The organism is Streptomyces shinuiensis (genome assembly GCF_043660855.1).
In the GTDB taxonomy this organism is placed as follows: Bacteria; Actinomycetota; Actinomycetes; order Streptomycetales; family Streptomycetaceae; genus Streptomyces.
This window is the reverse complement of the sequence record NZ_JBIHML010000001.1, coordinates 78,740-104,312: the sequence shown is the minus strand read 5'-3', so window position 1 is coordinate 104,312 and position 25,573 is coordinate 78,740. Positions and strand designations below refer to the sequence as shown.

The window sequence follows — 25,573 nt, the reverse complement described above, 5'->3', positions numbered from 1 at the left end:
GTACCACCGTGCCGAAGGCACAGGGGGAGAGCGAGAAGAACGCTGTGGGCGCGGCCCCCCGGCTCGTGTCGAGGACGACCGGCCTGCGGGTCCATGTCGTCGCCGCCCGCATGGGCCCGGCCCCTGCCCGGCTCACCGCGATGCTGCACCAGGCCGGGGTCGCCCTCGCACCGCTGACCGCGGTGTCCGGCCGGGACACCGTGGTGGTGGCCGTCGCCGCGACCGTGGAGGACGCCCTGGCCGCCGCGCCGCCGACCGCTCACCGGCTGCTGACCGTGTGCGACACCGTCTCGCCCACCGCCCTGCGCCGTGCCGTCGGCGCGGGTGCCCTGGCCGTCCTGCGTTCGGCCGACCTCACCCCCGACCAGCTCCTCGCCGCCGTGCACGACGCGCACCACGGGATCGGCCGCATCCCCTACACGACCCTCGTTCAGCTCCTCGGCGGGGCCGAAGGGCCCCGGCGGGGAGGAGCACCGTCGGCCCCGCCCAACCTCACCGCGCGCCAGACGGCGGTGCTCGGCCTGATGGCCGAGGGGCACGGCAACGCGGTCATCGCCCGCAGGCTGTCCTGCTCGGAACACACCGTCAAGAACGTCATCTACGAGCTGATGGCCCGCCTCCAGGTACGCAACCGCGCCCACGCGGTCGCCCGGGCGGTGCGGTGCGGACTGGTCTGACCGGAGGGCCTTTTGCCTCGTCCGGGTGCGGCGGCCCCGGCCGCCGTCCGGGGCCGTCAGTGGGAGACGGGAGGCAGGCGGCGCGGCTGGAGGCGTTCCTCGACGGCCGCGCCCCCCTCGCGGGTGACGAGGTAGGCCCCCTTGCCGGGCGCCTCCGTGACGGCCTCGACCAGTTCGGTGCCGCGGTAGACCAGGCCCACTCCGTCGTCGGTGCAGTGCGTGGTGGGCAGGGTGCCGTCCGCCACCAGGCGGTGCACCAGCGGACGGCGGCCGGGGTCGGTGTCGTAGTGCACGCCGTTGCCGTAGGGGAGAAGGTCCAACGCGTTGGTCACCGGCCGTAGTTCGGGGCCGAAGGAGTCGGTGGTGCCGCCCCGGAACCAGCAGATCGATCCCGCGCTGACGCCGCTGAGGACGACGCCGGTCCGCCAGGCCCGGCGCAGGACGCGATCGAGCCCGTGGACGCGCCAGACCGCCAGCAGGTTGGCCACCGAGCCGCCCATGACCCAGACGACGTCCTGTTCCAGGATCGTGCCCTCGATGTCGTCGAGGTTGGGCATGGGGAACAGATGCAGCGGGGTCAGGTCGAATCCGGCCACGCGCGCGGCCTCGGCCATGCGCGCGGTGAAGTGCTCGGCGTCGCCGATGGCGGTGCCGACGTACATGATCCGGGGCCGGCGGCCGTGAGCGCCGGACAGTTCCACGGCATGGTGCACCAGGGAGTCGAACGCGACCACGGTCCGGCCTCCGGGCCGGTGTCCGCCGGAGGTGGCGACGATGGTGGGCTCCGGGGCGCTCATGGCCCGCGATCCTAGCAACCGCCCCGGTCCCGGCCGCCTCCCGGCGCGGATCGTGGCCGGAACCCGACCCGCCCCCGCGGGCGCGCGAAGCCGCTCGGAAGATCTTTTCGAAGGCGTGAACTTCGTCTCATCCGGGCGGCCCGCGCTTGCCTATGCAACTTGTTGCATATCAGGATCGCGTTATGGCGCTCGAACACGCGATCCTCGTCTCCCTGCTGGAGAAGCCGGGCTCCGGCTATGAGCTGGCGCGGCGGTTCGAGCGGTCCATCGGATACTTCTGGACCGCCACCCACCAGCAGATCTACCGCGTTCTCAAGCGCATGGAGGCCGCCGGCTGGGTCGATGTGCGCGACGTACGGCAGCAGGGCCGGCCGGACAAGAAGGAGTACTCGGTCTCGGCCGCCGGCCTGTCCACCCTGACCGGGTGGCTTCACGAGCCGGTCCAGCCGGAGAGTGTCCGGCACGAACTCGCGGTGAAGGTCCGCGGAGCGGCCTTCGGCGACCCGGCCGCCCTGATCGGCGAGGTCGAACGGCATCAGCGGACGCACCGGGACCGGCTCGCGCACTACCGGGCGGGAGAGCGGCGGGATTTCGGCGGGAGCGGTACCGCCGAAGATCCCGGCGCCGGAGCGTTCGGCCCCGGAACTCCCGATGCCGGACGGGAGCTCCAGCACGCGGTCCTCCGGGGAGGGATCGCCTACGAGCGGATGATGATCGCCTGGCTCGACGACGTGCTCGCCACCCTCCACCGGCTCGCCTCCCGCCGACGCCCCGGGCCGGCCGGCGGGCAGCCCGCCGACACCGGCCCCGCCCGCGACCCAGCCCCCTGAACCCCGAACCGGAAAGAGCACCCATGGCCGACCCGCTGCTGTTCAACCCCCGCACCTACGACCCGGAGCACTTCGACCCCGAGGCCCGCAGGCTGCTGCGCGCCACCGTCGACTGGTTCGAGTCCCGCGGCAAGCGCAGGCTGACCGAGGACTACCGCAGCCGCGCCTGGTTGGCTGACTTCCTCTCGTTCGCAGCCGGGGAGGGGCTGTTCGCGACCTTCCTCACCCCCGCCTCCGAGAGCGGCGGCCGGCAGGACGTGCGTTGGGACACCGCGCGGATCGCCGCGCTCAACGAGATCCTCGGGTTCTACGGCCTCGACTACTGGTACGCCTGGCAGGTCACCATCCTCGGCCTCGGACCGGTCTGGCAGAGCGGCAACGCCGAGGCCCGCGCCCGTGCCGCCGAACTGCTCTCGCAGGGCGAGGTGTTCGCATTCGGCCTGTCGGAGAAGGCCCATGGCGCCGACATCTACTCCACCGACATGCTGCTGGAGCCCGACGGCGAGGGCGGCTTCCGGGCGAACGGTTCCAAGTACTACATCGGCAACGGGAACGCCGCCGGCCTCGTCTCCGTCTTCGGCCGCCGTACCGATGTCGAAGGCGCGGACGCCTATGTCTTCTTCGCGGCCGACAGCCGCCATCCGGCCTACCGCGTCGTGAAGAACGTCGTCGACTCCTCGAAGTACGTCAGCGAGTTCCGCCTCGAGGACTACCCGGTCGGTCCGCAGGACGTCCTGCACACCGGGCGGGCCGCCTTCGACGCCGCGCTCAACACCGTCAACGTCGGCAAGTTCAACCTCTGCACCGCCTCGGTCGGCATCTGCGAGCACGCGATGTACGAGGCGGTCACCCACGCCCGCAACCGGATCCTCTACGGCCGTCCCGTCACCGACTTCCCGCACGTACGGCGGGCGCTGACGGACGCGTACGTCCGCCTGGCCGGAATGAGGCTGTTCAGCGACCGAGCCGCCGACTACTTCCGCTCCGCGGGCCCCGACGACCGCCGCTACCTGCTCTTCAACCCGATGACGAAGATGAAGGTGACCACCGAGGGCGAGAAGGTCATCGACCTGATGTGGGACGTCATCGCGGCCAAGGGTTTCGAGAAGGACACCTACTTCGCCCAGGCCGCGGTCGAGATCCGGAGCCTGCCGAAGCTGGAGGGCACGGTCCACGTCAACCTCGCGCTGATCCTCAAGTTCATGCGCAACCACCTGCTGGAACCGGCCGGTTACGAGCCCGTGCCAACCCGCCTCGACGCCGCGGACGACGCCTTCCTCTTCCGGCAGGGACCGGCCCGCGGTCTGGGCTCCGTCCGCTTCCACGACTGGCGTCCCGCCTTCGACGCCTGCGCCCACCTGCCCAACGTCGGCCGCTTCCGCGAGCAGGCGGACGCCCTGTGCGAGTTCGTCGCCACCGCCGCCCCCGACGAGGAGCAGAGCCGCGACCTCGATCTGCTCCTCGCGGTCGGCCAACTGTTCGCCCTGGTCGTCCACGGCCAGCTGATCCTGGAGCAGGCGGGCCTGACGGGTGTGGACGAGGACGTGCTCGACGAGCTGTTCGCCGTGCTCGTCCGCGACTTCTCCGCGCACGCGGTCGAGCTGCACGGCAAGGGCTCCGCGACGGCCCGGCAGCAGACCTGGGCCCTGGGCGCGGTCCGGCGCCCCGTCGCCGACGACACCCGGTCGGCGCGCGTGTGGGAGCGTGTCGAGGCCCTCGCCGGTGCCTACGAGATGGCTCCGTAAGCGGTACGGCGCCGTGGTCCGGTCCCGGCCGGGCGGTGCGACCGCCGGCCGGTCCCGGCCTTCTCATCCGGCCGCGGTGAGGAAGCCGACCAGCTCGGCCAGGAGCAGGGCGGGCGCGTCCAGCGGAACGAGATGGCCCGCGTCGGGGATGAGGCGCAGCCGGGCGCCGGGGACGAGGGCGGCCAGCTCATGGGCCTTCGCGACGGGGATCCAGGTGTCCTGTTCGCCCCAGCACACGGTGACGGGAACGGTGATCTCGGGGTACAGCCCCTGGATCTCGTCGGTGAAACGCTGGTCGGCCTGGGCGATCTGACGGTAGAACGCCGCCCGCCCCGCTCGCCCATGCCGCCGGAGACGGGCTTCGGCGCGGTCCGCCGTGGCGTACGGCGGTATGCGGCAGGCGGAGGGGGAGGGCCGGGGGAGCGCGGGTCCGTGCGGTGCGGTCCCGCGCAGCGGGCGGCCCGTGTCCCCGGTCACGGGTGCCCGTCTCCGCGCGCAGCGCCGTCCGCGGCGGCCCCGGTCTCTGCGGGCTCCCAGCGCAGCAGGTCTCCCGGCTGACACTCGAGCACCTCGCAGAGCGCGGCGAGTGTGGCGAAACGCACCGCCTTGGCCCGGCCGTTCTTGAGCACCGCCAGATTGGCGGGTGTGATCCCGACGCGGTTCGCGAGTTCACCCACGGACATCTTCCGTCTGGCCAGCATCACGTCGATGTCGACGGTGATCGGCATCAGATCACCTCCTCCAGTTCGGCCCGCATCCGCGCCGCCTCGACATCGCGCGCCACGGCCTGGGCGAGCAGCATCCGCAGCACGAGCACGACGAGTGCCACTCCGAAGACGGCCAGGCAGACCCCGCCCAGCAGGAGGACGACGCCCGGTGCCACGGCCTCACCCGGCGCGAGAACCACCCCGAGCGCGAACACCAGGAGCGCGGCCGCGACGAAAGCACCGATCACGATGTGCACGTACCGGAACGCGGCGTGGGAGAACACCGTCCCGCGTCGCACCATCGTCACCAGCCGCCACACGCAGACCAGGACGACCTGGACCGTCACGATGCCCAGGACCGTGATCACCAGGAACGGAGCGCGCAGGTGGGCGACTTCCGGGCCGAGCTCCTCCAGGTCGACGGCCAGCAGCGGCACCATCACCGCCTGCACGAACACCGAGCCGGTGAGCAACGCCGCGAGTACGGCACGTAGGGCGAGTACCGCCGACTTTCCCATCACATCTCCTCTTGTCGAGCAACGATATTAATCTATCGATACTCGATAGATCCGGCAAGGCGCTCGGCGCCCTGGCGCCCGATGTGCCCGGCGAGCGGATCCAGACGATCCGCTCGGTGGCCGACCCGGCGGGCACCGCCCTGCTCAGCGGACCCGGTCGTGGACGAGGGCCGGCCGGTCGACCTCGTCGGCGGTCGGCAGTGCCCTGATGACGCTCGTGCCGGAGAGCGCCAGGATGTCGCCGCCCTCGGTGGCCCTGTGGGCGTACGGCGTCACCCAGCTCATGTCCAGCGGTCTTCCGGCCCGGCGTAGCGGCCGTCGAGGGAGAGGCCCATGTTGGCGACGACCCTGCGGCCGGCGGTCTGCTCTGTCACTTCGTACTCCTCGTGTCAGTGCTGTCAGCGCTGTCGGCGCCGTGCGAGTCCGAGGCGAGGGCCGTCGCGAGCTTGTCGAGGCTCTGACCGAAGCCGACCTCGATGCCCGCGGCGAAGTCGGCGGATTCGACGGTGCTGTCGGTGATCCGGTAGCGGACGCCGAGATCCGTACCGGCGCCGGTGGGGCGCAGGTCCATCTCCACGTGGGCCGTGAAGGCGAGGCTGCCGTCGGGAAGCAGCGGGGAGAGCCGGTAGGCGAGATGCTCACCGGGACGTGCGTCGTCGACGACGCCTTCCGCGCGTCCGGCGGTCGGGGTGGATCCGTCGGCGTCTTCCGTATCGCGGTATTCGTGGACGATCCGCCCACCGGGCCGTGCATCGAGGGCCGGCTCGGAGACGTGGAGGTCGTCGGGTGTCCACCGCCGGGCGAGCAGGGACGGCTCGGTCAGGTGACGCCAGACCAATTCGGGGCATCTCACCAGCGACTGGATGAACCTGAACGAGCGACCGTCGGCCCACCCCGGCTCCCGCGCGGCGAGCCGCTCCGTGTGGAGGCCCGGTCCGTAGCGGTCGTAGGTCGTGCGGGGGCCGCCGGCCCGGTCCGCGGTATCGGCGAGTCGGCCGAGCGCGGCCGCCAGGTCCCTCAGGGCGGCCGGCCGGAGCGCGTAGACGCGGTGCTGTCCGGTGCGCTGGGAGGTGACGATGCCGGTGCGTTCCAGGGTCTGCAGGTGCTTGGTCTTCTGCGGCTGGCGCGCCTCCGCGAGCTGGGCCCGGATGCCGACCGGGCGGGCCGCCCGGCAAGCAGGGTCACCAGCCGCCAGCGGGCCGGGTCGGCCAGCGCGGTGAGAAGTACGTCCACGGAAAGTGAGTATTCCCGCGAGGGAATATTCCCGGCAAGGAACGCAAGGAGGTCCGGCGGCCGCCGGACCGGCTGAGAGGCGCGGGGTACGCGGTACGGGGCCGGTGGCAGCCGCCGGGCCTCTCGCCGCGCACATCCACAAACGGATTCACCGTGGCTCGATGTGTGCGACGACCGCTCCGGTGGGCCCCGTTCGTGCTGCGGAGGCGGGCGGTTGGAGGGGCCGTTCGGTGTGGTCGCCGGAACTGCTCCACCTTCTCTCCCGAGCCGTCGAACATCCCGTTCCCGTGTTTGACGGTCAATCCCTTGAACGCGGCCTCTCGCCAACTGTGGAACAGCTTCATCGCGTTCATGGACAAGAATATTTTCCATGTTTGTGGCCGCATCGATTTGGCGGCCCCTCCCCTGGGAAGGGGCGGGCGTGAACTCCGCGACCGCGCGGTGCCGTCCCTCTGCCTCTCGGCTTCGCGGGCTGACCGAGCCTGGCGCCGGGGCGAGATGAATCCTTTTCGGCCATCCGGAGAATGGCTTCCGTGGCGTGCGGGGGCTGTGAGGACCCGGTGCCCGGCTGCGCCGTGCCCCTCTCCTGCCGGGGCCGTCGCCGGCTTCCCCGCGGGAGCCCCGCTCATGGCCGGGCGCTCCTGCTCCGAGGCCGCCGGCCCTGACTCCGGGACGCCGTCATCGCGGCGAGTGGACGACGCCCGACGGTTCGCCCGTGCGCGTCGGGTCGGGTCGGGTCGGCGAAGGCGTCGCGCGCTCGGGCGGCGGCGTGGCCGAAGTTCCCCCCTCAGGGGGAAAGCGGTTGCGGGAATGCTTGACACTTCGTGAAGGAGTCATGACAGTTCGATAGTCATTCGACGCTGGGAGCGCTCCCGTATGACTCACGGTAACCACGAAGGGAAACCCGTGCGCCTCAGAACCTCTCTCCTGCCCGTCGCGATCGCGGGGGTGATCGCGACCACCCTCTCGCCACCGGCGGTGGGTGTCACCGCCGGTCCCGCTCTCACCGTCGACGCGACCGCGGCCGGACACTCCATCAGCCCGCACATCTACGGCATGAACTTCGCCGACGAGGCCCTGGCCGCCGATCTGCGGCTGCCGGTCCACCGCTGGGGCGGCAACCACACCACCCGCTACAACTTCCGCAACGACACCACCAACCGGGCCTCGGACTGGTACTTCGAGAACCTCCCCAACGACAACCCCGACCCCGGCAGTCTGCCGAACGGATCGGAGACCGACGACTTCGTCGAGCGGAACCTGGCGACGGACACCCAGACGATCCTCACCATTCCCATGATCGGCTGGGTGGCCAAGGAACGGGCCAGGGCGTGCGGCTTCAGCGTCGAGAAGTACGGCCCGCAGCAGTCCACCGATCCGTGGTCCCCGGACTGCGGCAACGGCAAGAAGCCCGACGGCACCAGGATCACCGGAAACGACCCGGCGGACACCAGCGTCGAGGTCGGTCCGCAGTACGTCACCGACTGGATCGAACACCTCAAGGGCCGCTACGGAGGCGCCGCCGACGGCGGTGTGCGGTTCTACAACCTCGACAACGAACCCGACCTGTGGCACTCCACGCACCGCGACGTCCGTCCCGGAGGACTGGGCTACGACGAACTGCGGGACCTCACCTACGAGTACGCGGCCGCGGTCAAGGCGGCCGACCCGGGTGCCAAGACGCTCGGACCGGTCGGCTGGGGCCTGAACTCCATCTTCTACTCGGGCCTGGACCAGGACGTCTGCGGCCGGACCGGCTGCTGGAGCAACCCGCCGGACAAGGCCGCGCACGGCGGCGAGGACCTGGGGCCTTGGTACCTGGACCAGATGCGCGCCTACGAGGAGCAGCACGGCACCCGCATCCTGGACTACTTCGACATCCACATCTATCCGCAGCAGTCCGGCGTCCACAACAAGGAAGCGGGCGACGCCCCGACCCAGGAGCGCCGACTGCGCTCCACCCGGCAGTTGTGGGACCCGACCTACGTCGACGAGAGCTGGATCAACCGGCCCGTCCAGTTCATCCCCCGGATGCGGTCGCTGGTGGACCAGCACTACCCCGGCACCAAACTCGCCATCACCGAGTACAACTGGGGCGCATACGGCCACATCAACGGCGCACTGGCCCAGTCCGACGTCCTGGGCATCTTCGGCCGGGAGGGCCTGGACCTCGCCACGCTGTGGACCGCCCCGGAGAGCGACGAACCGGTCGCGCACGCCTTCCGGATCTACCGCAACTACGACGGTGAGGGCGGCGCGTTCGGTGAGACCTCGCTCCCCGCGGTCAGCGAGGACCAGGACGAGCTGGCCGTCTACGCGGCCCGGCGGGACTCGGACGAGGCCCTCACCGTGGTCGTGGTCAACAAGACCGGCGAGGACCTCACCAGCCCCGTGAAGGTCACCGGAGCATCCGCCGGATCGGCCGAGGTCTACCGCTACAGCGCGGCGAACCTCGACGGCATCGTCCGTGAGGCCGACCAGGCGGTGGCCGCCGACGGGTTCACCGCGAGCTTCCCCGCCGACTCCATCACGCACCTGGTCCTGCCGGCCGGTGGAGGCGGAGAGGGCGACACCGAAGCGCCCACCGCGCCGGGGAAGCCCGCCGCCTCGGCCGTCACCACCGACAGCGTCGAACTGACCTGGCCGGCGGCGACCGACGACCGGGGCGTCACCGGCTACGACATCCACCGGCTCGACGGGGGCGAGCCCGTCAGGATCGCGAGCACCACCGGCACCTCGTACACCGTCACCTCGCTGCGGCCGGACACCGAGTACACCTTCACCGTCACCGCCCGGGACGCCGCCGGCAACGTCTCACCGGCATCGCCCGCCGCGGTCGTGCGCACGGCGGCCCGGCCCGCACAGACCTGTTGGGTGGACTACACCGTGGCCAACAGCTGGCCCGGTGGTTTCACGGCCGATGTCAAGATCACCAACACTGGTGACCAGGCCGTCGAGGGCTGGCGACTGCGCTGGGACTTCACCGCCGGACAGCGGGTCGACCAGGGGTGGTCGGCCCAGTGGAGCCAGCAGGACGCGACGGTGACCGCGAAGAACCTCAGCTGGAACGGCAGACTCGCGCCGGGCGCGTCCACCACGATCGGTTTCAACGGCAGCAGCACCTCGGACAACCCGGAACCGACCGCGTTCACCCTCAACGGGCAGGAGTGCGGCGGCTGACCCGGCCCCCGCTCCACGCGGCCGCGGGTACCGGGAGGGAGCCGTCCCGGTACCCGCGGCACCGCTTTCCGGTGTCGTCCGGCAAACAACGGTGCCACACCGATTGACGCTTCCCGGCGACTCGCTGAGCATGTACAGACCACCACATGGGAGCGCTCCCATGTCAATGACCTCCCCTGCCCGCAGTTCGAGAAGGACGGTGCCATGCCCACCTCCGCAACGATGTCCTTACCTCCCGACGGGCCGAGCCCCGGTCCCCGCGGCCGCGGCCGGCGCCGGATCGCCACCGCCGCGGCGGCCTTCCTGACGGCCGCCGGACTTCTGCTGCCCGCCACCGTCGGTGTCGCCCACGCCGACGAGACCGCGTCGCCCACCGCGGCGTTCGACTACGCCGAGGCGCTGCAGAAGTCGATGTACTTCTACGAGGCGCAGCGCTCCGGCGATCTGCCGGAGGACAACCGCGTCGCCTGGCGCGGGGACTCGGCGCTGGACGACGGCTCCGACGTGGGCCTGGACCTGACCGGCGGCTGGTACGACGCCGGAGACCATGTGAAGTTCGGTCTGCCGATGGCCGCCACCGCCACCCTCCTCGCCTGGGGCGGCCTGGCGGCCGCCGACGGCTACGAGCGGTCGGGGCAGACGGAGTACCTCAAGGACAACCTCCGCTGGGTCAACGACTACTTCATCCGCGCCCACCCCGAGCCCGACGTCCTCTACGCCCAGGTCGGTGACGGCGACGCCGACCACAAGTGGTGGGGCCCGGCCGAGGTGATGCCGATGGAGAGACCGGCCTACCGGGTGCATCCGGGCTGCCCCGGCTCGGACGTGGCCGCGGAGACGGCCGCCGCGATGGCCTCCTCCTCGATGCTCTTCGCCGAGGACGACCCGGACTACGCGGCCACTCTGGTGCGGCACGCCAGACAGCTGTACACCTTCGCCGACACCTACCGCGGCAAGTACTCCGACTGCGTGCCGGCCGGTGACTTCTACCGCTCCTGGTCCGGCTACCAGGACGAACTGGTCTGGGGTGCCTACTGGCTCTACAGGGCCACCGGCGACCGGGCGTACCTGGACAAGGCCGAGAGCGAGTACGACCGGCTGGGCACCGAGCAGCAGACCACCACCCGCCAGTACCGCTGGACCCTCGCCTGGGACAACAAGCAGTACGGGGCCTACATCCTGCTGGCGATGGAGACCGGTGACGCCAGGTACGTCGAGGACGCCAACCGGTGGCTGGACTACTGGACGACGGGCGTGGACGGCCGGCGCGTGCCGTACTCCCCGGGCGGACAGGCGGTCCTGGACACCTGGGGCTCGCTGAGGTACGCCGCCAACACCTCCTTCGCGGCACTGGTGTACTCCGACTGGCTCCAGTCCCGGGACTCCACCCGGGCCCAGCGGTACCGGGAGTTCGGCGAGCGGCAGATCGACTACGCCCTGGGCGACAACCCGCGGGGCTCCAGCTACGTGGTCGGCTTCGGGGAGAACCCGCCGCGCAATCCGCACCACCGCACCGCGCACGGGTCGTGGACCGACCAGATCACCTCGCCCGCCGAGACCCGGCACGTGCTCTACGGAGCCCTCGTCGGCGGTCCCGGCTCGGCGAACGACGCCTACACCGACAGCCGCCAGGACTACGTGGCCAATGAGGTCGCCACCGACTACAACGCCGGTTTCTCCGGAGCCCTGGCCCATCTGACCGCACGGTACGGCGGCACTCCACTGGCCGACTTCCCGCCCGAGGAGGTGCCCGACGGGCCGCAGACGTACGTCGAGGCCCGGCTGAACTCCTCGGGCGCCGGCTTCACCGAGGTCAAGGCCATCGTCCGCAACCGCTCCGGCTTCCCCGCCGAGAACCTGGACGACGGCCGGTTCCGCTACTGGTTCACCCTCGACGAGGGTGTGGAGCCGGAGGACATCACCCTGTCGTCCGGGTACTCCGAGTGCGCCTCGCCCCTGCGCGGCCCCTTCCAGGCCGAGGGCGACCTGTACTACGTCGAGATCGACTGCGGCAGCCGGGACATCTTCCCCGGCGGTCAGTCCCAGCACCGCGCCGAGGTGCAGTTCCGCATCACCGGCGGGGCCGGCTGGAATCCGGACAACGACTGGTCCCACCAGGGGCTGGACTCCACCGGCCTGGTGCGGACCGGACGGATCACCCTCCACAACGGCACGGACCTGAAGTGGGGGCAGCTGCCCGACGTCACCCCCGACACCCGGGCGCCGACCGCGCCCGGCACGCCGGCGGCCGAGGAGGTGGGCGCCACCGGCGTGACCCTGGCCTGGACACCCGCCGACGACGACCACCGTGTGGCCGGCTACACGGTGCACGGCTCCGCGGACGGCTCGGGTGACCCGGTGGTGTCCACCACCGGTACGCACGCCACCGTCTCCGGTCTGGAACCCGGCACGGAGTACACCTTCACCGTCCGGGCCAGGGACGGAGCCGGCAACGTCTCCGCTCCATCCGGCGCGGTCCGGGTGACCACCCGGACGGGCGACGGCGACCCCGACCCGGCCGACGGCGGAATCACCGTGCTCCACCGGACACAGGGCGAACCGGTGACCACCTCGGTCCGGACCCAGCTGAACCTGGTCAACGACGGAGACGAGGCCGTGGACCTCTCCCGCGTCACCGTCCGCTACTGGTTCCAGCGCGACGGTCTGGCCCCCGACCGGTGGACCACTCACTGCGACTGGGCCGCGATGGACTGCGGCGCCATCGGCCACGCGGTCCGCGAGGTACCGGCAGGGCCGGACGCCGACGGCTGTCTGGAGCTGGGCTTCGCGCGCGGCACCCTGGCGGCCGACGGTTCCACCGGCGAGATCCAGTTGCGGATGAACCGCGCGGACTGGCGCTCCTTCGACCAGAGCGGCCACTGGTCATACCGGCCGGACGCGCAGTCCTACCAGGAGAATCCGCGAATCACCGTCTACGTGGACGGTGACCTGGTCGCCGGCCGGGAACCGGCCTGACCGCGCGGCAGGAGGCGCCGGGCCGTCCGCCCTCCGCTCGCGGGGAAGGCCGCGGTACGTGACCGGGAGCCACCCGGACGACGCACCACCGTCCGGCTCCTTGAGAGGCCGTTGGGGACGCCTCCCGTCCAGAAGGGCGACCAGCGCGTTCAGATGCTCGATCCACCGCAACTCCATAGCATGTAAAGCGAGTTGGCATACCGCAGGGAGGGCGTATGGCTGGTGGAGCGGTCTGGCGGGGCAGCGGGGACGACGACATGGTTCCGGGCGCCGTGCCTGTGGTGGAGGCGGTGCAACGTGTCTTCAGGGGCGGGCTCCTGAACGGTGTCTCGTCCTTCGCTCCCGGCCTGGTGCCGTGGAGCAGGGAGACGGCGAGTGATCTGCGGGCCAGGTTCGTCGAACGGCCCGACACCTCGTCGGACACCTTCCTGGTGAAGCTGCGGCGTCAGCTGGAAGGGTCTCCCGATGAGACGATCGTGCTGGCGGCTGAGCTTCTCTACGTCAACCTGGTGCCGCTTCGGCGCGAGCAGATCGGGATCCACCGGAAGCGGTCGATCCTCGCCGAGGTTCTTTCCTGGGCCCGGCACGGGGTCGAGGTACCCGACGACCTCGACGCGGCCCTGACGGGCTTCATCCTGGGCGGACAGGCCTTCCTCAACTACCGGTGGGCACAGTTCCAGTTCCTGGTCCTGCTCGTGGAGCGGCTGGCGAGCTTGTCCCCGGACGAACGCCAGGCTGTCCTGGACGATCCCTGGGTCTTCCGGGACGAGTGCCTCAAGGTTCGTGACGGTATGGGCAACAACACGGCCAGATCCCAGATCCACGTCCTGCAGGCGCTGCTCTTCCCCGACACCTTCCTGCCCATCGCCAGCGGACAGAGTAAGCAGCAGATCCTGTCCGGCTACCGCGAGCGGCTGCCCGAGGCCACCGGAGACGAGGACCGGGACCTGCTGACGCTCCGAGACCTGCTGCGACGGGAGTCCGGCCGCCCGGTGAACTTCTTCGCCGAGCCCTGGGTGAGCCAGTGGCGGCCCACCGCACAGGCAGAGGAAGGACAGCGCGGCTGGCTGGTACGGGGATCGAATGTCGACGGCCGCAATTTCGTCCCGGACTGGCTGGCACGCGGCTACTGCTCCGTGTCCTGGAAAGAGGTACCGCAGATCCCCGCAGGCGTCGGCAAGTCCGTCGTCCAGGAGGCGGTGTCCCGGGGCATGCCGGACAGCAGCGCCATCGCCCGTGGGCAGGCCGTCGCCCAGCTCCACAGCTTCCTGACCCTGATGCGGCCCGGGGACGTGGTGGTGACCGTCGCCCAGGACGACGTCCACGTCGGCACCGTGGACGGCCCGGCCGTGTACGACCCGCAAGAAGGCCTGGACCGTGCGCGCCGCCGCCCCGTGAGATGGGCGACCGCCCAGCGTCCTCTGCGCCGCGAACGGCTCTCCGGGCAGGCCCGCAGCAAACTCCAGGGGCAGACGACCGTCTACGACATCAGCGCCGTCGCCGCCGAACTCGCCACGGCGGCAGGTATGGAAGGAGAGGTGAAAGAGGATCTGCGCGAGGTCGACGCCACCGGCACGGTAGAGCCGGCGCCGGTCACCGGGGAACTGGCGGACGAACTGCTGATGCCGCTGGACTGGCTCCGCCAGACCGCCCATCAGCTGGAGCACACCCGGCAGATGATCTTCTACGGCCCGCCGGGCACCGGCAAGACCTACCTGGCGCAGCGGCTGGCCGCGCACATGGCGGGTGAGGACCGCGTCCGCCTGGTGCAGTTCCACCCCTCCTACACCTACGAGGACTTCTTCGAGGGGCTGCGCCCGGTGCGCGGTGAGAGCGGTGCCGTGACCTTCGAGGTGGTACCCGGCCCCTTCAAGCTGCTGGTCGACCGCGCCCGGCAGGACCCGGCGAACCCCTACGTCCTGGTCATCGACGAGATCAACCGGGCGAACGTCGCCAAGGTCTTCGGTGAGCTCTACTTCCTGCTGGAGTACCGGAACAAGCCGATCACCACCCAGTACTCGCCCGAGCAGGACTTCGACCTGCCCGAGAACGTCTTCGTCATCGGCACGATGAACACCGCCGACCGGTCGATCACCCTGATCGACGCCGCACTGCGACGCCGCTTCGTCTTCCGCCGGCTCTCGCCCGACCAGCCGCCGGTCGCCGGGCTGCTGCGCCGCTGGCTGGCCGGGGAAGGACTGTCCGATCTCCCGGCCCGGCTCCTGGACGAACTCAACGCACGGCTCGCCGACCCCGACCGCGCCATCGGGCCGTCCTATCTGATGAACCGGTGCGTGGCCGACCCGGGTGGCCTGGAACTGGTGTGGAGCACCCAGATACTGCCCCTTCTGGAGGACCAGTTCCACGGGACGGCCACGGACGTGGAGCAGGAGTACGGGCTGGAGGCACTCCGGGCCGCCGTCTTCCCGGACGGCCCGGAGCAGGCCCCGTGGTGACCGGGGCCAGACTCGGCCCCGAGGAGCCCATCCACCTCCGGGAGACAGGCCAGGGAGTGAGGTGCCGGCTGCGCACCGCCCAGGCCGAGACGCTGAAGAAGTACGGCAAAGTGGTCGGAGTGGAACGCCTCGGCGAAGACGACTGGCGTGTCACGGGCAAACAGCGGGTGGGCCTGGTCCGGCTCGGACACGGACGGGGAACCGTCGACCTGCGCATCGAGCCCAAGCTGAAGATCTCGAAGCTGATGTTCCTCATCGGCTATGCCTCAGGCGATCCGTGGTGGGAGGAGGAAGCCGACTGGAGCTGGGGGAGCGGCCTGGAGACCGCCATGGCGGGTGTGTACGCGAGATCTGTGCGCAGGTCCCTGAACGGAGGCGTACTGCACGGTTACCGGGCTGTGGAGGAGGACCTGCCCTTCGTGCGCGGCCGGGTGCGTACCACCGATCAGGCCCGGCGCACCGGACTGCCGCTGCCGGTAGCGGTCGCATACGACGACTTCACCGCCGACATCGCGGAGAACCGCATCCTGCTCACCGCCCTGCACCGGCTGGAACGCCTGCCGGACGTGCCGTGGCGGCTTCGGAGCGCACTGCGGCATCTCGTGGACCGGCTCCCGAATGTCACACCGCTGCGCACCGGGACGCCGCTGCCACCCTGGACCCCGACACGGTTCAACGCCCGCTACGTCCCGGCCCTAAGGCTGGCCGAGCAGGTCCTGACCGACCGATCGCTCTCACCGGACTACGGGGCCACCGCCCCGCCGCTGGTCGGCAGCGGCATCCTGCTGGACCTGTCGGCCGTCTTCGAGCATTTCCTCGGCCATGCCCTGCGGGAGACGACGAAACCTCACGGGATCAAATGCAGGATGCAGGAGACACACCACCTGGACACCCGTGGACGCCTGCGGATGAACCCCGACGTACTGTGCTACCGGGGCGGGCACCCCCTGGCGGCCGTCGACGCGAAGTACAAGATCCTCGGGGAGACCCCCAAGCGTGAGGACATATACCAGATGGTGGGTTACTGCGTGGCCCTCGGCGTGCGGCAGGCCCATCTGGTCCACGCGACGGCGGGAAACGGAGGCGTACCCCGGCCCTACGAGATCCGGCAGGCGGGTATCACCATCGACGTCCGCGCCCTGGACCTCAGCCGCCGCCCGGCGGAAATCCTGCGGGAGGTGAGCCGGCTCGCCGAGCACATCGCGTCCAGTCCCGCTCGTCGCGGGTCGTGAACGCCGGTGACCGTTCATCGACGAGCGGCGATGGAACCCGGCGGGTGAGAGCGCTTTCCGTCCGGATGCCGCCCTTGAAGTAGGGTGACGGCGCGAAGGGAGCGTGAGCAGTGCGTGAACGGGTCACCATGGCGGACGTCGCCCGTGTGGCGGGAGTCTCCTCTGCCACGGTCTCCTACGTCCTGTCCGGCAAGAGGCCCGTCGCCCCCGCGACCCGGGCGGCGGTGGAGAGCGCAGTCGACGAGCTGGGGTTCACCGTGAACACGGCCGCCCGCAGCCTGCGGACGGGCCGGTCGAGCCTCGTGGCGCTGATCGTGCCCGACATCGCCAACCCGTTCTTCGCGCAGCTCGCGGCGATCCTCCAGGAGGAGCTGCGGGGCCTGGGCATCCATGTGGTCGTCTGCGACACCCGCGCTCGCCGGGAGGAGGAGCGCGCGCTGCTGGCCGAGGCGGTGCAGCAGCGCTTCGCCGGTGTCGTGATCACACCGTTCCGGCTGCTGCCCCGGGACGTCCGGACGCTCACCGATGCCGGGATCCCCACCGTCGTGAGCGCGGACGTTCCGTTCGGCCCCGTCGACCTGGTGACCCCCGACGCGCGGGCCGCGACCCGGCAGGCGCTGGCGAGGGTCACCGCGGCGCGGCGGCGCCGTATCGCGATGATCGCGGGGCCGCGGGACGCGACGGGGGGCGATCCGCGGCTGGAGCTCCTCAGAGGGCTCGCCCGGCAGTTCGGCACCTCCCTGCCGGGGGAACTGGTGATCAGGGGCGAGCACACGAGGGAGGCGGGGGCCGCGGGATTCGCCGAGCTGATGCGCCGGCGCTACCGGCCGGACGCCGTGTTCTGCGCCAATGACGTCATCGCGGTCGGCGCCATGGACAAAGCGCGCGAACTGGGCATCGACATTCCGGGTGATGTGGCGCTGGTGGGGCACGACGACGCCTCCTTCGCCTCTCTGGTGCATCCGCGGTTGACGACGATCCGCTATCCCGCCGAGGACGTCGGCCGGGCCGCCGCCCGGCTGCTCGAGGGAAGACTCGACGGACGGAGCGTGCACCGGACCGTCCGGGTGAGGGCGGAGTTCGTCGCGCGCGCCTCGGCCTGACCGGCCTTCCCGGCCGGTCCTCCTTCTCGTCGGCCTTCCCGCCCTCTCGGGCGGCGCCGCCATGGTCTGCCGGGCCACCGTAGCGTAATCGATTCCGCGTGACGAGACCCTGACAGGTCCAGAGGTGGCGGCCGAAGCGAAACAGCAGTTCAAGCGGGGAAACAAGGGTCTCCTCGCATCGGCCCGGGCGGTCACGAAGCGAACTCGGAGCCGACGGAATGTGTTCGAGCCGTTGACTTCTGCGGATTCCTGTTGTGAAGGTTGCGCCCACCGCTTCGTCGGAGCGGACTCTCAGCCCAAGGAGCAACCTCATGGCGATGCGCGATCACACTTCACCCATGGCCAGACGCTGCATGATCGGTGCGGCGGTCGTGGCCCTCACAGCGGCCACCGGCTGTGGCGGTGGCGGCGGGGACGACGCCGCGGCCGACGCGTCCTGCAGGCCGTCCTCGGGCAAGGTCACGCTGCGGTACTGGTCCTGGGTGCCGGGCATGCAGGAAGCGGTGGACCTGTGGAACGGGCGGAACCCCGACGTCCAGGTCAAGCTGAAGACCACCCCCGCCGGCAACGCGGGCACCTACCAGAACATGTCCAACGCCCTGAAGGCCGACAAGGCACCGGACCTCGGTCAGATCGAGTACGACTCCCTGGCCAGTTTCCGCCTCAAGGGAGGTCTGCGCGACATAGCCGAGTGCCCCGGCGTGAGCGAGGCCCAGCAGGAGTTCGTCGACTGGACCCGCTCCCAGGTGGACTTCGGGGCCGGGGGCGAGGACGGTATCTGGGCCGTCCCGCAGGACACCGGTCCCATGGCCCTGTTCTACCGCAAGGACGTCTTCGACAAGCTCGGCCTCAAGGCTCCCGTCACCTGGGAGGAGTACGCCGCCGCCGCCCGCGAGATCAAGCAGGACGGCAAGTACATCACCCACTTCTCGCAGACCGACCCGAACTGGTTCACCGGCCTGCTGTGGCAGAACCAGGCCACCATGTTCGAACGGGACGGCGACGTCTGGAAGGTCACCATCGACCGGCCGGAGAGCCGCCAGGTGGCCGACTACTGGCAGAAGCTGATCGACGACGAGCTCGTCGCCACGGACCTCCAGGGCTTCTCACCCGCCCTCTACAAGGCATGGAACTCCGACGAGGTCGTCACCTGGGTCAGCGCCGCCTGGGGCTACAGCACCATCCGGGACAACGCCAAGTCGACCGAGGGCAAGTGGGCGGTGGCTCCCATGCCGCAGTGGAACGCCGGCGACCAACGGGCCGGGAACTGGGGCGGTTCGACCACGGCGGTGCTCTCCGGCACCGAACACCCGGCGGAGGCGGCCGAGTTCGCGCTGTGGCTCAACACCGACCCCGAGGCGCTGGAGATCCTCAACCGCGAAGGCGGCCTCTACCCGGCGGCCACGGCGGGCCTCGACCTGCCGGCACTGAAGCAGCCGGTGGACTTCTACGGCGAGCAGAAGATCTTCGACGTCTTCGCGCAGGCGTCGGCCGACGTGGACACCGATTTCACCTGGGGGCCGACCATGACCGACACCTACCGCTTCCTCAGCGACGGTACGGCCGGCGCCGTCGGCGGCGATGGGACGCTCGGCGACGTCCTGGAGCGGACCCAGTCCCAGAGCGTGGACTCGCTGCGCAAGCAGTCCCTCGACGTGACCGACTGACCGATCACCTCTCGCCCGCGTCCCCGCCGCGCCCGCGGCGGGGACCGCACCACGCCGAAGGCCCTCCCGTGACACCCACCGCCGCCCCGCCCCGCACACGCCGCAGGCCCCCGCGCCGGACCCTCGCCCCCTACGCGTTCCTCGCCCCCTTCCTCATCCCGTTCGTCCTGTTCACCCTCGTCCCCGTCGGTTACGCCTTCTGGCAGAGCCTGCACAGGACCGAGCGGGTGGGAGGCACCTTCGGGCGCACCCACTCGGTGTTCGCCGGACTCGATCAGTACGCCGACGTCATACGCGAGCCGTTCTTCGCCGACAGCGTCGTGCGCGTCGGCCTGTTCGCCCTGGTGCAGATCCCGGTGATGCTCCTGTTCGCCCTGGCCCTCGCCCTGCTGCTGGACTCAGCCGTGGCCAGGCTCAAGCGCTTCTTCCGCCTGGTGTACTTCGTCCCGTACGGCATCCCGGGCGTGGTCGCGGCACTGATGTGGGCCTTCCTGTACGACCCCCGGCTCTCGCCGATCGTGGACCTGTTCGGGTCGGCCGGCGTCCGGGTCGACCCGCTGGGCGCCGACACCATCCTGTTCTCCATCGGCAACGTCGTCACCTGGACGTACACCGGCTACAACATGCTGATCCTCTACGCCGCTCTGCAGGCCGTTCCGGCCGACATCGGGGAGGCGGCGCGTGTCGACGGAGCCGGCAACTGGGCCATCGCGCTGCGGATCAAGCTGCCGCTGATCCGCCCGGCGCTCGTCCTCACCGGCGTCTTCTCCATCATCGGCACCTTCCAGCTGTTCACCGAACCGCAGGTCTTCCGGTCCATCTCCACCAGCGTGACCAGCACGTACACGCCCAACCTGGCGGCGTACTCCCTTGCCTCCGGCGACAACTACAGCGAGGCGGCGGCCCTGTCGGTCCTGCTGGCCGCCGTGACGTTCCTGCTGTCGTTCGCCTTTCTGCACTTCACCTCCAGGAGGCAGGGATGAGCTTCCTCACCCGCACCGAAGGCGCTCACGCCACGGCTCCGGGGCGGCACACCGCGACCGGACGGCTCTCAGTGGCCGCCGCCGTGACCTTCATGACGCTGGCCGCCTGCTACATGCTGCTGCCGGTCTACTGGCTGCTCGTCTCCGCCACCAAGAGCCAGAGCGACCTGGTCTCGACCCCCGGGCTACTGCCCGCCGGCTGGCACCTCGGTGACAACCTCACCGCCCTCTTCGAGCAGCAGGACGGCGTCTTCGGCCGGTGGCTCCTCAACAGCCTCCTCTACGCCGGGGCCGGCGCGGCCATCGCCACCTTCCTGGCCGCCGCCGCCGGATACGCACTTGCCAAGTACACCTTCACAGGGCGTGAAGCGCTGTTCTCCGTCGTCCTCGGCGGCGTCCTGGTGCCGGCGACCGCCCTGGCCCTGCCCCTGTTCCTGCTCTTCGCCGAGGTGGACGCGACCAACACGTTCTGGTCGGTGTTCCTGCCCAGCGTCGTCAGCCCCTTCGGCGTCTACCTCTCCCGCATCTTCGCCGCGGCGTCGGTCCCGGACGAGGTGGTCGAGGCCGCCCGGATGGACGGCGCGGGGGAGCTGCGCATCTTCTGCGGCATCGCACTGCGCATGATGTCCCCGGCGCTGGTGACCGTCTTCCTGTTCCAGTTCGTCGTCATCTGGAACAACTTCCTGCTGCCTCTGGTCATGCTCCAGGACGACACCCTGTACCCCGTCACCCTCGGCCTGTTCACCTGGCAGTCGCAGATCAGCCGCCTGCCCGGGCTGCAGACCCTCACCATCGTGGGAGCCCTGGTCTCCGTCGTGCCCATCGTCCTCACCTTCCTCATACTCCAGCGCTACTGGCGCGCCGGGCTCAGCGCCGGGGCGGTGAAGTCGTGACCCACCCCCTGACCGCCCTGAACCGCCGGCTCGGCGGCATCGCCTACGGCGGCGACTACAACCCCGAGCAGTGGCCGAGGCAGGTGTGGCGGGAGGACGTCGCGCTGATGCGTGAAGCCGGCGTCAACCTCGTCACCGTCGGGGTGTTCTCCTGGTCCCGGATCCAGCCGCGCCCGGACGTCTACGACTGGAGTCTGCTGGACGAGGTGCTCGACCTGCTCCACGGCCACGGCATCGCCGTGGACCTCGCCACGCCCACCGCCGCGCCGCCGCCCTGGTTCACGCGACTGCACCCCGACGCCCGGCCGGTCACCGCCGCGGGCGTCCGGCTGGCCCACGGCAGCAGGCAGGCCTTCTGCCCGAGCCACCCCGCCTACGCCGCGGCCGCCGACGCCGTCGTCACCGCACTGGCCACCCGCTACGCCGCCCATCCCGCGGTCGTGCTGTGGCACGTCCACAACGAGTGGGGCAACCACAACGCCCTGTGCTACTGCGACACCAGCGCCGCCATGTTCCGCCGGTGGCTCAAGGCCCGCCACACCACGCTGGACACCCTCAACGAGGCATGGGGCACCGACTTCTGGGGCCAGCGGTACGGCGACTGGGAGGAGATCGACCCGCCCCGCGACACGACGGCCTTCCGTAACCCGGGGCAGGACCTGGACTACCGCCGCTTCTCCTCCGACGCCCTCCTGGCCCGCCACCGCACCGAGGCGGCCCTGCTGCGCCGCATCGCACCCGGCACACCCCTGACCACCAACCACCTGGGGACACTGGAGAAGAAGGTCGACGCCCACGCCTTCGCAGCCGAGTGCGATCTTGTCTCCCTGGACCACTACCTGCCCGCCGCCGACCCGGACGGCCACATCGACCTGGCCCTGAACGCGGATCTCGCCCGCGGCATGGCCGCCGGCCGCCCCTGGCTGCTGATGGAGCACTCCACCTCCGCCGTCAACTGGCAGCCCGTCAACGTGGCGAAGCGACCCGGAGAGACCCGCCGCAACAGCCTGACACACCTGGCGCGGGGCGCGGACGGCATCATGTTCTTCCAGTGGCGGCAGTCGCGGGCGGGCGCCGAGAAATGGCACAGCGCGATGCTCCCGCACGGAGGCACGGACACCCGGATCTGGGGCGAGGTGCGCGCGCTGGGCGCGGACCTGGCGGCGCTCGGCGAGCTGACCGGAACGCGGGTCCGGGCGGACGTCGCGCTGATCTTCGACTGGCACAACTGGTGGGCGCTGGAACTGGAGGCCCGCCCCTGCGGCCGGATGCGCTACCTCGACGCGGTGCGCGACTGGTACGAGGCGCTGTGGACTTCGAACACCACCTGCGACGTGGTCGCGCCCGGGACCGATCTGGAACCGTACAAGGCGGTCGTCGCGCCCAACCTCTACCTCCTCGCCGACGAGCACGCCGACGACCTCACCCGGTACGTGCGCCGGGGCGGACACCTCGCGGTCGGCTGCTTCAGCGGTGTGGTGGACGCCTGCGACCGGGTGCGCCTGGGGGGCTACCCCGGTGCCCTGCGCGATGTACTCGGGCTCCGCGTCGACGAGTACCTGCCGTTGCGGCCGGAGGAGACGATCCGCCTGAGCGACGACTCGAAGGCCCGGCAGTGGGCCGAGCGCGTCGAGCCGCACGGCTGCACCCCGGTGCTCCGCTTCGCGGACGCCCCCGACGGCGGCCCGGCCCGGGGCGGGGCCGCCGCCACCCGGCACGCCTACGGCGAGGGAACGGGCTGGTACGTGGCCACCCGCGCGTCCGTCGCGACGCTGCGCGAGCTGATCCGGCGCCTCGGTCAGGAGGCCGGTCTCCGCCCCGCCGCCGTCGTCCCCGAGGGAGTCGAGGCGGTGCGCCGGACCGGCCCGGACGGCTCCTACCTCTTCCTCGTCAACCACACCGACGACAGCGTCGAGGCCGCCGTCGAGGGGACCGGGCTCCTGGATGCCGCGGTCGACGGCTCCCGTGTGCAGATCCCGGCCGGAGGAGTGGCCGTCGTGCGCGAGGAGACGCCCGTGCGCGGGTCCTGACCCGCACGCCCTCGCCCCGCTCGCACCAGCGTCCGGGGCGGCGGGACGGGGAACCGGGCCGGAGCGGTGGTCAGCCGGTCTTCCGGACACTCCGCCGGGCGTCCGACGGTGTGTCCCGGTCCGCTTCCGCGCCGCCCGGGAGGCGGCGTCGCAGGGGCGGATGGATGTTGGCCCGGGTCAGGTCGCCGTCGTAGTGCGCCAGGAGCCGGTGATCCATCACCTTCCGCCACAGGGGCGGGAACCAGGCCAGGACGATCAGGGTGGCGTAGCCCGAGGGGAGCTGGGGCGCCTCGTCGAAGTGGCGCAGGGTCTGGTAGCGGCGCAGCGGATTGGCGTGGTGGTCGGAGTGCCGCTGCAACTGGAAGAGGAACAGGTTGCTGACCGTGTTGTCGCTGTTCCAGCTGTGGCGGGGAGCCACCCGCTCGTAACGGCCGTCCGGTCGCCGCTGCCGCAGCAGGCCGTAGTGCTCCAGATAGTTGACCGTCTCCAGCAGGCAGAAGCCGAGTACGGCCTGCAGGGCCAGGTAGGGCAGGACCCGCCAGCCGAACGCCGCGGTGAGCGCGGTGAACAGCACGGCCGACAGCGCCCACGCAGTCAGGACGTCGTTGTGCGGGCCGAACACCGGTCGCTTGCGCCGGCTCAGCCGGCGCCGCTCGAGGTGCCATGCCGAACGCAGGCTGCCCAGGACGGTGCGAGGCAGGAAGCGCCAGAAGCTCTCGCCCACGCGGCTGCTCGCGGGATCCTCCGGTGTGGCGACCCGCACGTGGTGGCCGTGGTTGTGCTCGACGTAGAAGTGCCCGTACCACGTCTGCGCGAGTGCCATACGGCTCAGGCGCCTTTCCAGCGACTCCCGCTTGTGGCCGAGTTCGTGGGCGGTGTTGATGGCGACGCCCGCCACGACCCCCGTCGTCACGGCGAGGCCCAGACCGTCGGCGACCGACAGACGGCCGCTCGCCCACTGGCCGCACGCCCACACCAGGGCGCCGAACTGTATCGGCAGATACAGGTAGGTGCACCAGCGGTAGTAGTGATCGGCTTCCAGACGCGGCACGGCCTGGTCCGGGGGGTTGGAGCCGTCCGGCCCGACCAGCCGGTCGACGAGGGGAATGATGACGAAGGCGAAGAACGGCCCCCACCACCAGAACGAGTTCATCCCCGTGAGGGAGACGAGGCCGCCTGCCTGGAAGGGCAGGGTCGGAACGGCGAGGGCGAGCGGCCACAGACGGCGTTTGGGATCCCGCCAGGTGCGGGGGTCACACGGTGCTGGCTTCATGGGGCCTCCCTGACGATGGGACGCGTTTTCGCGCGCCGGCTCCGGAACGGCGGAAGTGCGCACGAGGGGTGGACCGAAAGTGCCATGACGTGAGAGCGCTGACAAAGGGGGCGCGGTGTAAACATTCTGACTCGGCGTCAGCCGGCGCGATGGTGACTTCCCGGCCCGGGACCAGGCGGGTGGACCCCGGTCCTCCGCGTACGGCGGCTGCGGCTGCCGTGACCGAGCAAGGGCGCGATGGCACAATGCCGTTGTGCGCAACCGCCGCTCGCCCCCTCCGCCCGAGCCCCGTGCCGATCCACCCCGGGTGGCGTGGCGCAAGCAGATGCGGGAGCGGGTGCTGGCCGAGGCCCGTGCGCTGGCCGCCGAGGGCGGCTGGGACCGTGTCCGGGTGGCCGATCTCGCCCTGCGGGCGGAGGTGTCGCGGCCCTCGATCTACAAGGAGTTCGGTGACCGGGCGGGCATAGGTCGGGCGCTGGTGCGGATTGAGGCGGAGGTGTTCCTCATGGGCCTTGCCGCGGTGCTGGACGAGCGCCGGAACGACGTCGCCGCCGCGTTGGAGGCCGCGGTCGCCCACGCTCTGGCCGAAGCCGGCGCCAACCCCTTCGTCGGCGCGGTGCTGACCGCGGTGCGCGGCGGCACGGACGCGCTGCTGCCGTTCCTGACGAGCAGGCCCGAACCCGTCTTCACGAGCGCCTGGCGCCTGCTGGCGGACTGGCTGGGCGAGGCGGTGCCGGAGGCGTCGGAGGATCGGCGTGCGGAGGCGGCCGACCTCGCCGTGCGGCTGACGGTCAGCCACATGCTGCTGCCCTCCTCCCTGACCGCGGACGCGCCCGGAACCGTGGCCCGGGCCGCTTGCGCGGTGCTGGGCGTGGCACGCGAGCCCTGAGGTGCGGGAAGTTCGCGGCCGCGCGGGAGGAGGCGGATACCGCCGCACGTCCGCGGAGGCGCGAGCGGGGCCTCGTGCGGACGCCGACGTACGGCACGCCGAGACGCCGGCCGGGGCCGGCCCGGCGGCCGGGACTGATCTGTCAGCCGCTGACCGAAAGAGCCTCCCGTCTGTTCATCGCCTGTGCGGAGCCCGGTCACCAATAGTGCCGGCGTCCTGCCACGGCGTGTCCGGTGGCGCCCAGGAGCCACAAGACCGCGCCGATCACCAGGAGGAGGATCCCGATGGTCCACAGGATCGATATATCGGCGACGAAGCCGATGACGAGCAGAATGACACCGAGGATGATCATGACATCTCCCATGCACAAAGCTACTCATATCA

20 protein-coding genes and 1 pseudogene are annotated in these 25,573 nt (G+C 70.9%); 13 read left to right on the top strand and 8 right to left on the bottom strand.

Annotated features, from left to right (window positions below; genetic code table 11):
- The first annotated feature begins 8 nt into the window (after nucleotides 1-8).
- The gene (locus tag ACGRHY_RS00405) at nucleotides 9-677 is read left to right on the top strand and encodes a helix-turn-helix transcriptional regulator (protein WP_394633371.1); all 669 of its coding nucleotides are present in this window, start codon (nucleotides 9-11) and stop codon (nucleotides 675-677) included.
- Between the two features lie 56 nt (nucleotides 678-733).
- Here the strand turns inward: ACGRHY_RS00405 and ACGRHY_RS00400 are convergent, their stop codons facing one another.
- On the bottom strand, nucleotides 734-1,474 hold the full coding sequence (locus ACGRHY_RS00400) for a Type 1 glutamine amidotransferase-like domain-containing protein (protein ID WP_394633370.1): 741 nt from the start codon (nucleotides 1,472-1,474) through the stop codon (nucleotides 734-736).
- Nucleotides 1,475-1,656: 182 nt separating this feature from the next.
- Between ACGRHY_RS00400 and ACGRHY_RS00395 the strand changes: the two genes are divergently transcribed.
- Nucleotides 1,657-2,304: a PadR family transcriptional regulator gene (locus tag ACGRHY_RS00395; RefSeq protein ID WP_394633369.1), complete on the top strand. Its 648-nt coding sequence runs from the start codon at nucleotides 1,657-1,659 to the stop codon at nucleotides 2,302-2,304.
- A gap of 23 nt (nucleotides 2,305-2,327) precedes the next feature.
- Nucleotides 2,328-4,049, top strand: a complete 1,722-nt coding sequence (locus ACGRHY_RS00390) for an acyl-CoA dehydrogenase family protein (protein WP_394633368.1) — start codon at nucleotides 2,328-2,330, stop codon at nucleotides 4,047-4,049.
- Between the two features lie 63 nt (nucleotides 4,050-4,112).
- On the opposite strand, the pseudogene ACGRHY_RS00385 reads toward ACGRHY_RS00390, so the two are convergent.
- From ACGRHY_RS00385 to ACGRHY_RS00365, 5 genes and pseudogenes are all read right to left on the bottom strand, one after another.
- Nucleotides 4,113-4,385 (bottom strand): annotated as a pseudogene (locus tag ACGRHY_RS00385) (alpha/beta fold hydrolase); the annotation flags it as partial.
- A 137-nt stretch (nucleotides 4,386-4,522) separates the two neighbouring features.
- The gene (locus ACGRHY_RS00380) at nucleotides 4,523-4,777 is read right to left on the bottom strand and encodes a helix-turn-helix domain-containing protein (RefSeq protein WP_394633367.1); all 255 of its coding nucleotides are present in this window, start codon (nucleotides 4,775-4,777) and stop codon (nucleotides 4,523-4,525) included.
- Nucleotides 4,777-5,274, bottom strand: a complete 498-nt coding sequence (locus tag ACGRHY_RS00375; RefSeq protein ID WP_394633366.1) for a DUF2975 domain-containing protein — start codon at nucleotides 5,272-5,274, stop codon at nucleotides 4,777-4,779. Before ACGRHY_RS00375 ends, ACGRHY_RS00380 begins: the two co-directional genes overlap by 1 nt.
- Before the next feature lie 144 nt (nucleotides 5,275-5,418).
- A complete protein-coding gene (locus ACGRHY_RS00370; protein ID WP_394633365.1) occupies nucleotides 5,419-5,559 on the bottom strand; it encodes a hypothetical protein in 141 nt (46 codons plus the stop codon).
- 85 nt (nucleotides 5,560-5,644) lie between these two features.
- Nucleotides 5,645-6,112, bottom strand: coding sequence for an SRPBCC family protein (locus ACGRHY_RS00365; protein ID WP_394633364.1), 468 nt, complete (start codon nucleotides 6,110-6,112; stop codon nucleotides 5,645-5,647).
- 1,301 nt (nucleotides 6,113-7,413) lie between these two features.
- On the opposite strand from ACGRHY_RS00365, the gene ACGRHY_RS00360 reads away from it, so the two are divergent.
- The 9 genes from ACGRHY_RS00360 to ACGRHY_RS00320 all read left to right on the top strand — a co-directional run bounded on the left by ACGRHY_RS00360 (nucleotide 7,414) and on the right by ACGRHY_RS00320 (nucleotide 23,027).
- Nucleotides 7,414-9,687 carry a glycoside hydrolase family 44 protein gene (locus ACGRHY_RS00360; RefSeq protein ID WP_394633363.1) on the top strand — a complete coding sequence of 758 codons (2,274 nt, stop codon included), beginning with the start codon at nucleotides 7,414-7,416 and terminating at the stop codon, nucleotides 9,685-9,687.
- Between the two features lie 204 nt (nucleotides 9,688-9,891).
- The gene (locus tag ACGRHY_RS00355; RefSeq protein ID WP_394633362.1) at nucleotides 9,892-12,663 is read left to right on the top strand and encodes a glycoside hydrolase family 9 protein; all 2,772 of its coding nucleotides are present in this window, start codon (nucleotides 9,892-9,894) and stop codon (nucleotides 12,661-12,663) included.
- 215 nt (nucleotides 12,664-12,878) lie between these two features.
- Nucleotides 12,879-15,119, top strand: a complete 2,241-nt coding sequence (locus ACGRHY_RS00350) for an AAA family ATPase (RefSeq protein WP_394633361.1) — start codon at nucleotides 12,879-12,881, stop codon at nucleotides 15,117-15,119.
- Nucleotides 15,116-16,351 (top strand): McrC family protein, encoded by a 1,236-nt coding sequence (locus tag ACGRHY_RS00345; RefSeq protein ID WP_394633360.1) that lies wholly within the window; start codon nucleotides 15,116-15,118, stop codon nucleotides 16,349-16,351. The genes ACGRHY_RS00350 and ACGRHY_RS00345 overlap by 4 nt, the downstream gene beginning before the upstream one ends.
- Nucleotides 16,352-16,461: 110 nt before the next feature.
- A complete protein-coding gene (locus tag ACGRHY_RS00340; RefSeq protein WP_394633359.1) occupies nucleotides 16,462-17,454 on the top strand; it encodes a LacI family DNA-binding transcriptional regulator in 993 nt (330 codons plus the stop codon).
- A gap of 338 nt (nucleotides 17,455-17,792) precedes the next feature.
- Nucleotides 17,793-19,121: an ABC transporter substrate-binding protein gene (locus ACGRHY_RS00335; protein WP_394633358.1), complete on the top strand. Its 1,329-nt coding sequence runs from the start codon at nucleotides 17,793-17,795 to the stop codon at nucleotides 19,119-19,121.
- A gap of 68 nt (nucleotides 19,122-19,189) precedes the next feature.
- Complete coding sequence (locus tag ACGRHY_RS00330; protein ID WP_394633357.1) at nucleotides 19,190-20,104, top strand: carbohydrate ABC transporter permease; 915 nt, start codon at nucleotides 19,190-19,192, stop codon at nucleotides 20,102-20,104.
- Nucleotides 20,101-20,997: a carbohydrate ABC transporter permease gene (locus tag ACGRHY_RS00325; protein ID WP_394633356.1), complete on the top strand. Its 897-nt coding sequence runs from the start codon at nucleotides 20,101-20,103 to the stop codon at nucleotides 20,995-20,997. Before ACGRHY_RS00330 ends, ACGRHY_RS00325 begins: the two co-directional genes overlap by 4 nt.
- The gene (locus ACGRHY_RS00320) at nucleotides 20,994-23,027 is read left to right on the top strand and encodes a beta-galactosidase (RefSeq protein WP_394633355.1); all 2,034 of its coding nucleotides are present in this window, start codon (nucleotides 20,994-20,996) and stop codon (nucleotides 23,025-23,027) included. Before ACGRHY_RS00325 ends, ACGRHY_RS00320 begins: the two co-directional genes overlap by 4 nt.
- Nucleotides 23,028-23,097: 70 nt before the next feature.
- Here ACGRHY_RS00320 and ACGRHY_RS00315 read toward each other — a convergent pair whose 3' ends face one another.
- Complete coding sequence (locus ACGRHY_RS00315; RefSeq protein WP_394633354.1) at nucleotides 23,098-24,300, bottom strand: alkane 1-monooxygenase; 1,203 nt, start codon at nucleotides 24,298-24,300, stop codon at nucleotides 23,098-23,100.
- 253 nt (nucleotides 24,301-24,553) lie between these two features.
- Between ACGRHY_RS00315 and ACGRHY_RS00310 the strand changes: the two genes are divergently transcribed.
- Nucleotides 24,554-25,189, top strand: coding sequence for a TetR family transcriptional regulator (locus ACGRHY_RS00310; RefSeq protein WP_394633353.1), 636 nt, complete (start codon nucleotides 24,554-24,556; stop codon nucleotides 25,187-25,189).
- A 196-nt stretch (nucleotides 25,190-25,385) separates the two neighbouring features.
- On the opposite strand, the gene ACGRHY_RS00305 is transcribed toward ACGRHY_RS00310, so the two are convergent.
- A complete protein-coding gene (locus ACGRHY_RS00305; RefSeq protein WP_394637867.1) occupies nucleotides 25,386-25,541 on the bottom strand; it encodes a DUF6131 family protein in 156 nt (51 codons plus the stop codon).
- Nucleotides 25,542-25,573 lie beyond the last annotated feature (32 nt).

Excerpts from the sequence above, each read along its gene's own strand:
- ACGRHY_RS00400 (WP_394633370.1), bottom strand. The coding sequence starts at position 1,474 with ATGAGCGCCCCGGAGCCCACCATCGTCGCCACCTCCGGCGGACACCGG.
- ACGRHY_RS00395 (WP_394633369.1), top strand. The coding sequence starts at position 1,657 with ATGGCGCTCGAACACGCGATCCTCGTCTCCCTGCTGGAGAAGCCGGGC.
- ACGRHY_RS00390 (WP_394633368.1), top strand. The coding sequence starts at position 2,328 with ATGGCCGACCCGCTGCTGTTCAACCCCCGCACCTACGACCCGGAGCAC.
- ACGRHY_RS00380 (WP_394633367.1), bottom strand. The coding sequence starts at position 4,777 with ATGCCGATCACCGTCGACATCGACGTGATGCTGGCCAGACGGAAGATG.
- ACGRHY_RS00375 (WP_394633366.1), bottom strand. The coding sequence starts at position 5,274 with ATGGGAAAGTCGGCGGTACTCGCCCTACGTGCCGTACTCGCGGCGTTG.
- ACGRHY_RS00370 (WP_394633365.1), bottom strand. The coding sequence starts at position 5,559 with ATGAGCTGGGTGACGCCGTACGCCCACAGGGCCACCGAGGGCGGCGAC.
- ACGRHY_RS00355 (WP_394633362.1), top strand. The coding sequence starts at position 9,892 with ATGCCCACCTCCGCAACGATGTCCTTACCTCCCGACGGGCCGAGCCCC.
- ACGRHY_RS00350 (WP_394633361.1), top strand. The coding sequence starts at position 12,879 with ATGGCTGGTGGAGCGGTCTGGCGGGGCAGCGGGGACGACGACATGGTT.
- ACGRHY_RS00335 (WP_394633358.1), top strand. The coding sequence starts at position 17,793 with ATGGCCAGACGCTGCATGATCGGTGCGGCGGTCGTGGCCCTCACAGCG.
- ACGRHY_RS00325 (WP_394633356.1), top strand. The coding sequence starts at position 20,101 with ATGAGCTTCCTCACCCGCACCGAAGGCGCTCACGCCACGGCTCCGGGG.
- ACGRHY_RS00315 (WP_394633354.1), bottom strand. The coding sequence starts at position 24,300 with ATGAAGCCAGCACCGTGTGACCCCCGCACCTGGCGGGATCCCAAACGC.
- ACGRHY_RS00305 (WP_394637867.1), bottom strand. The coding sequence starts at position 25,541 with ATGATCATCCTCGGTGTCATTCTGCTCGTCATCGGCTTCGTCGCCGAT.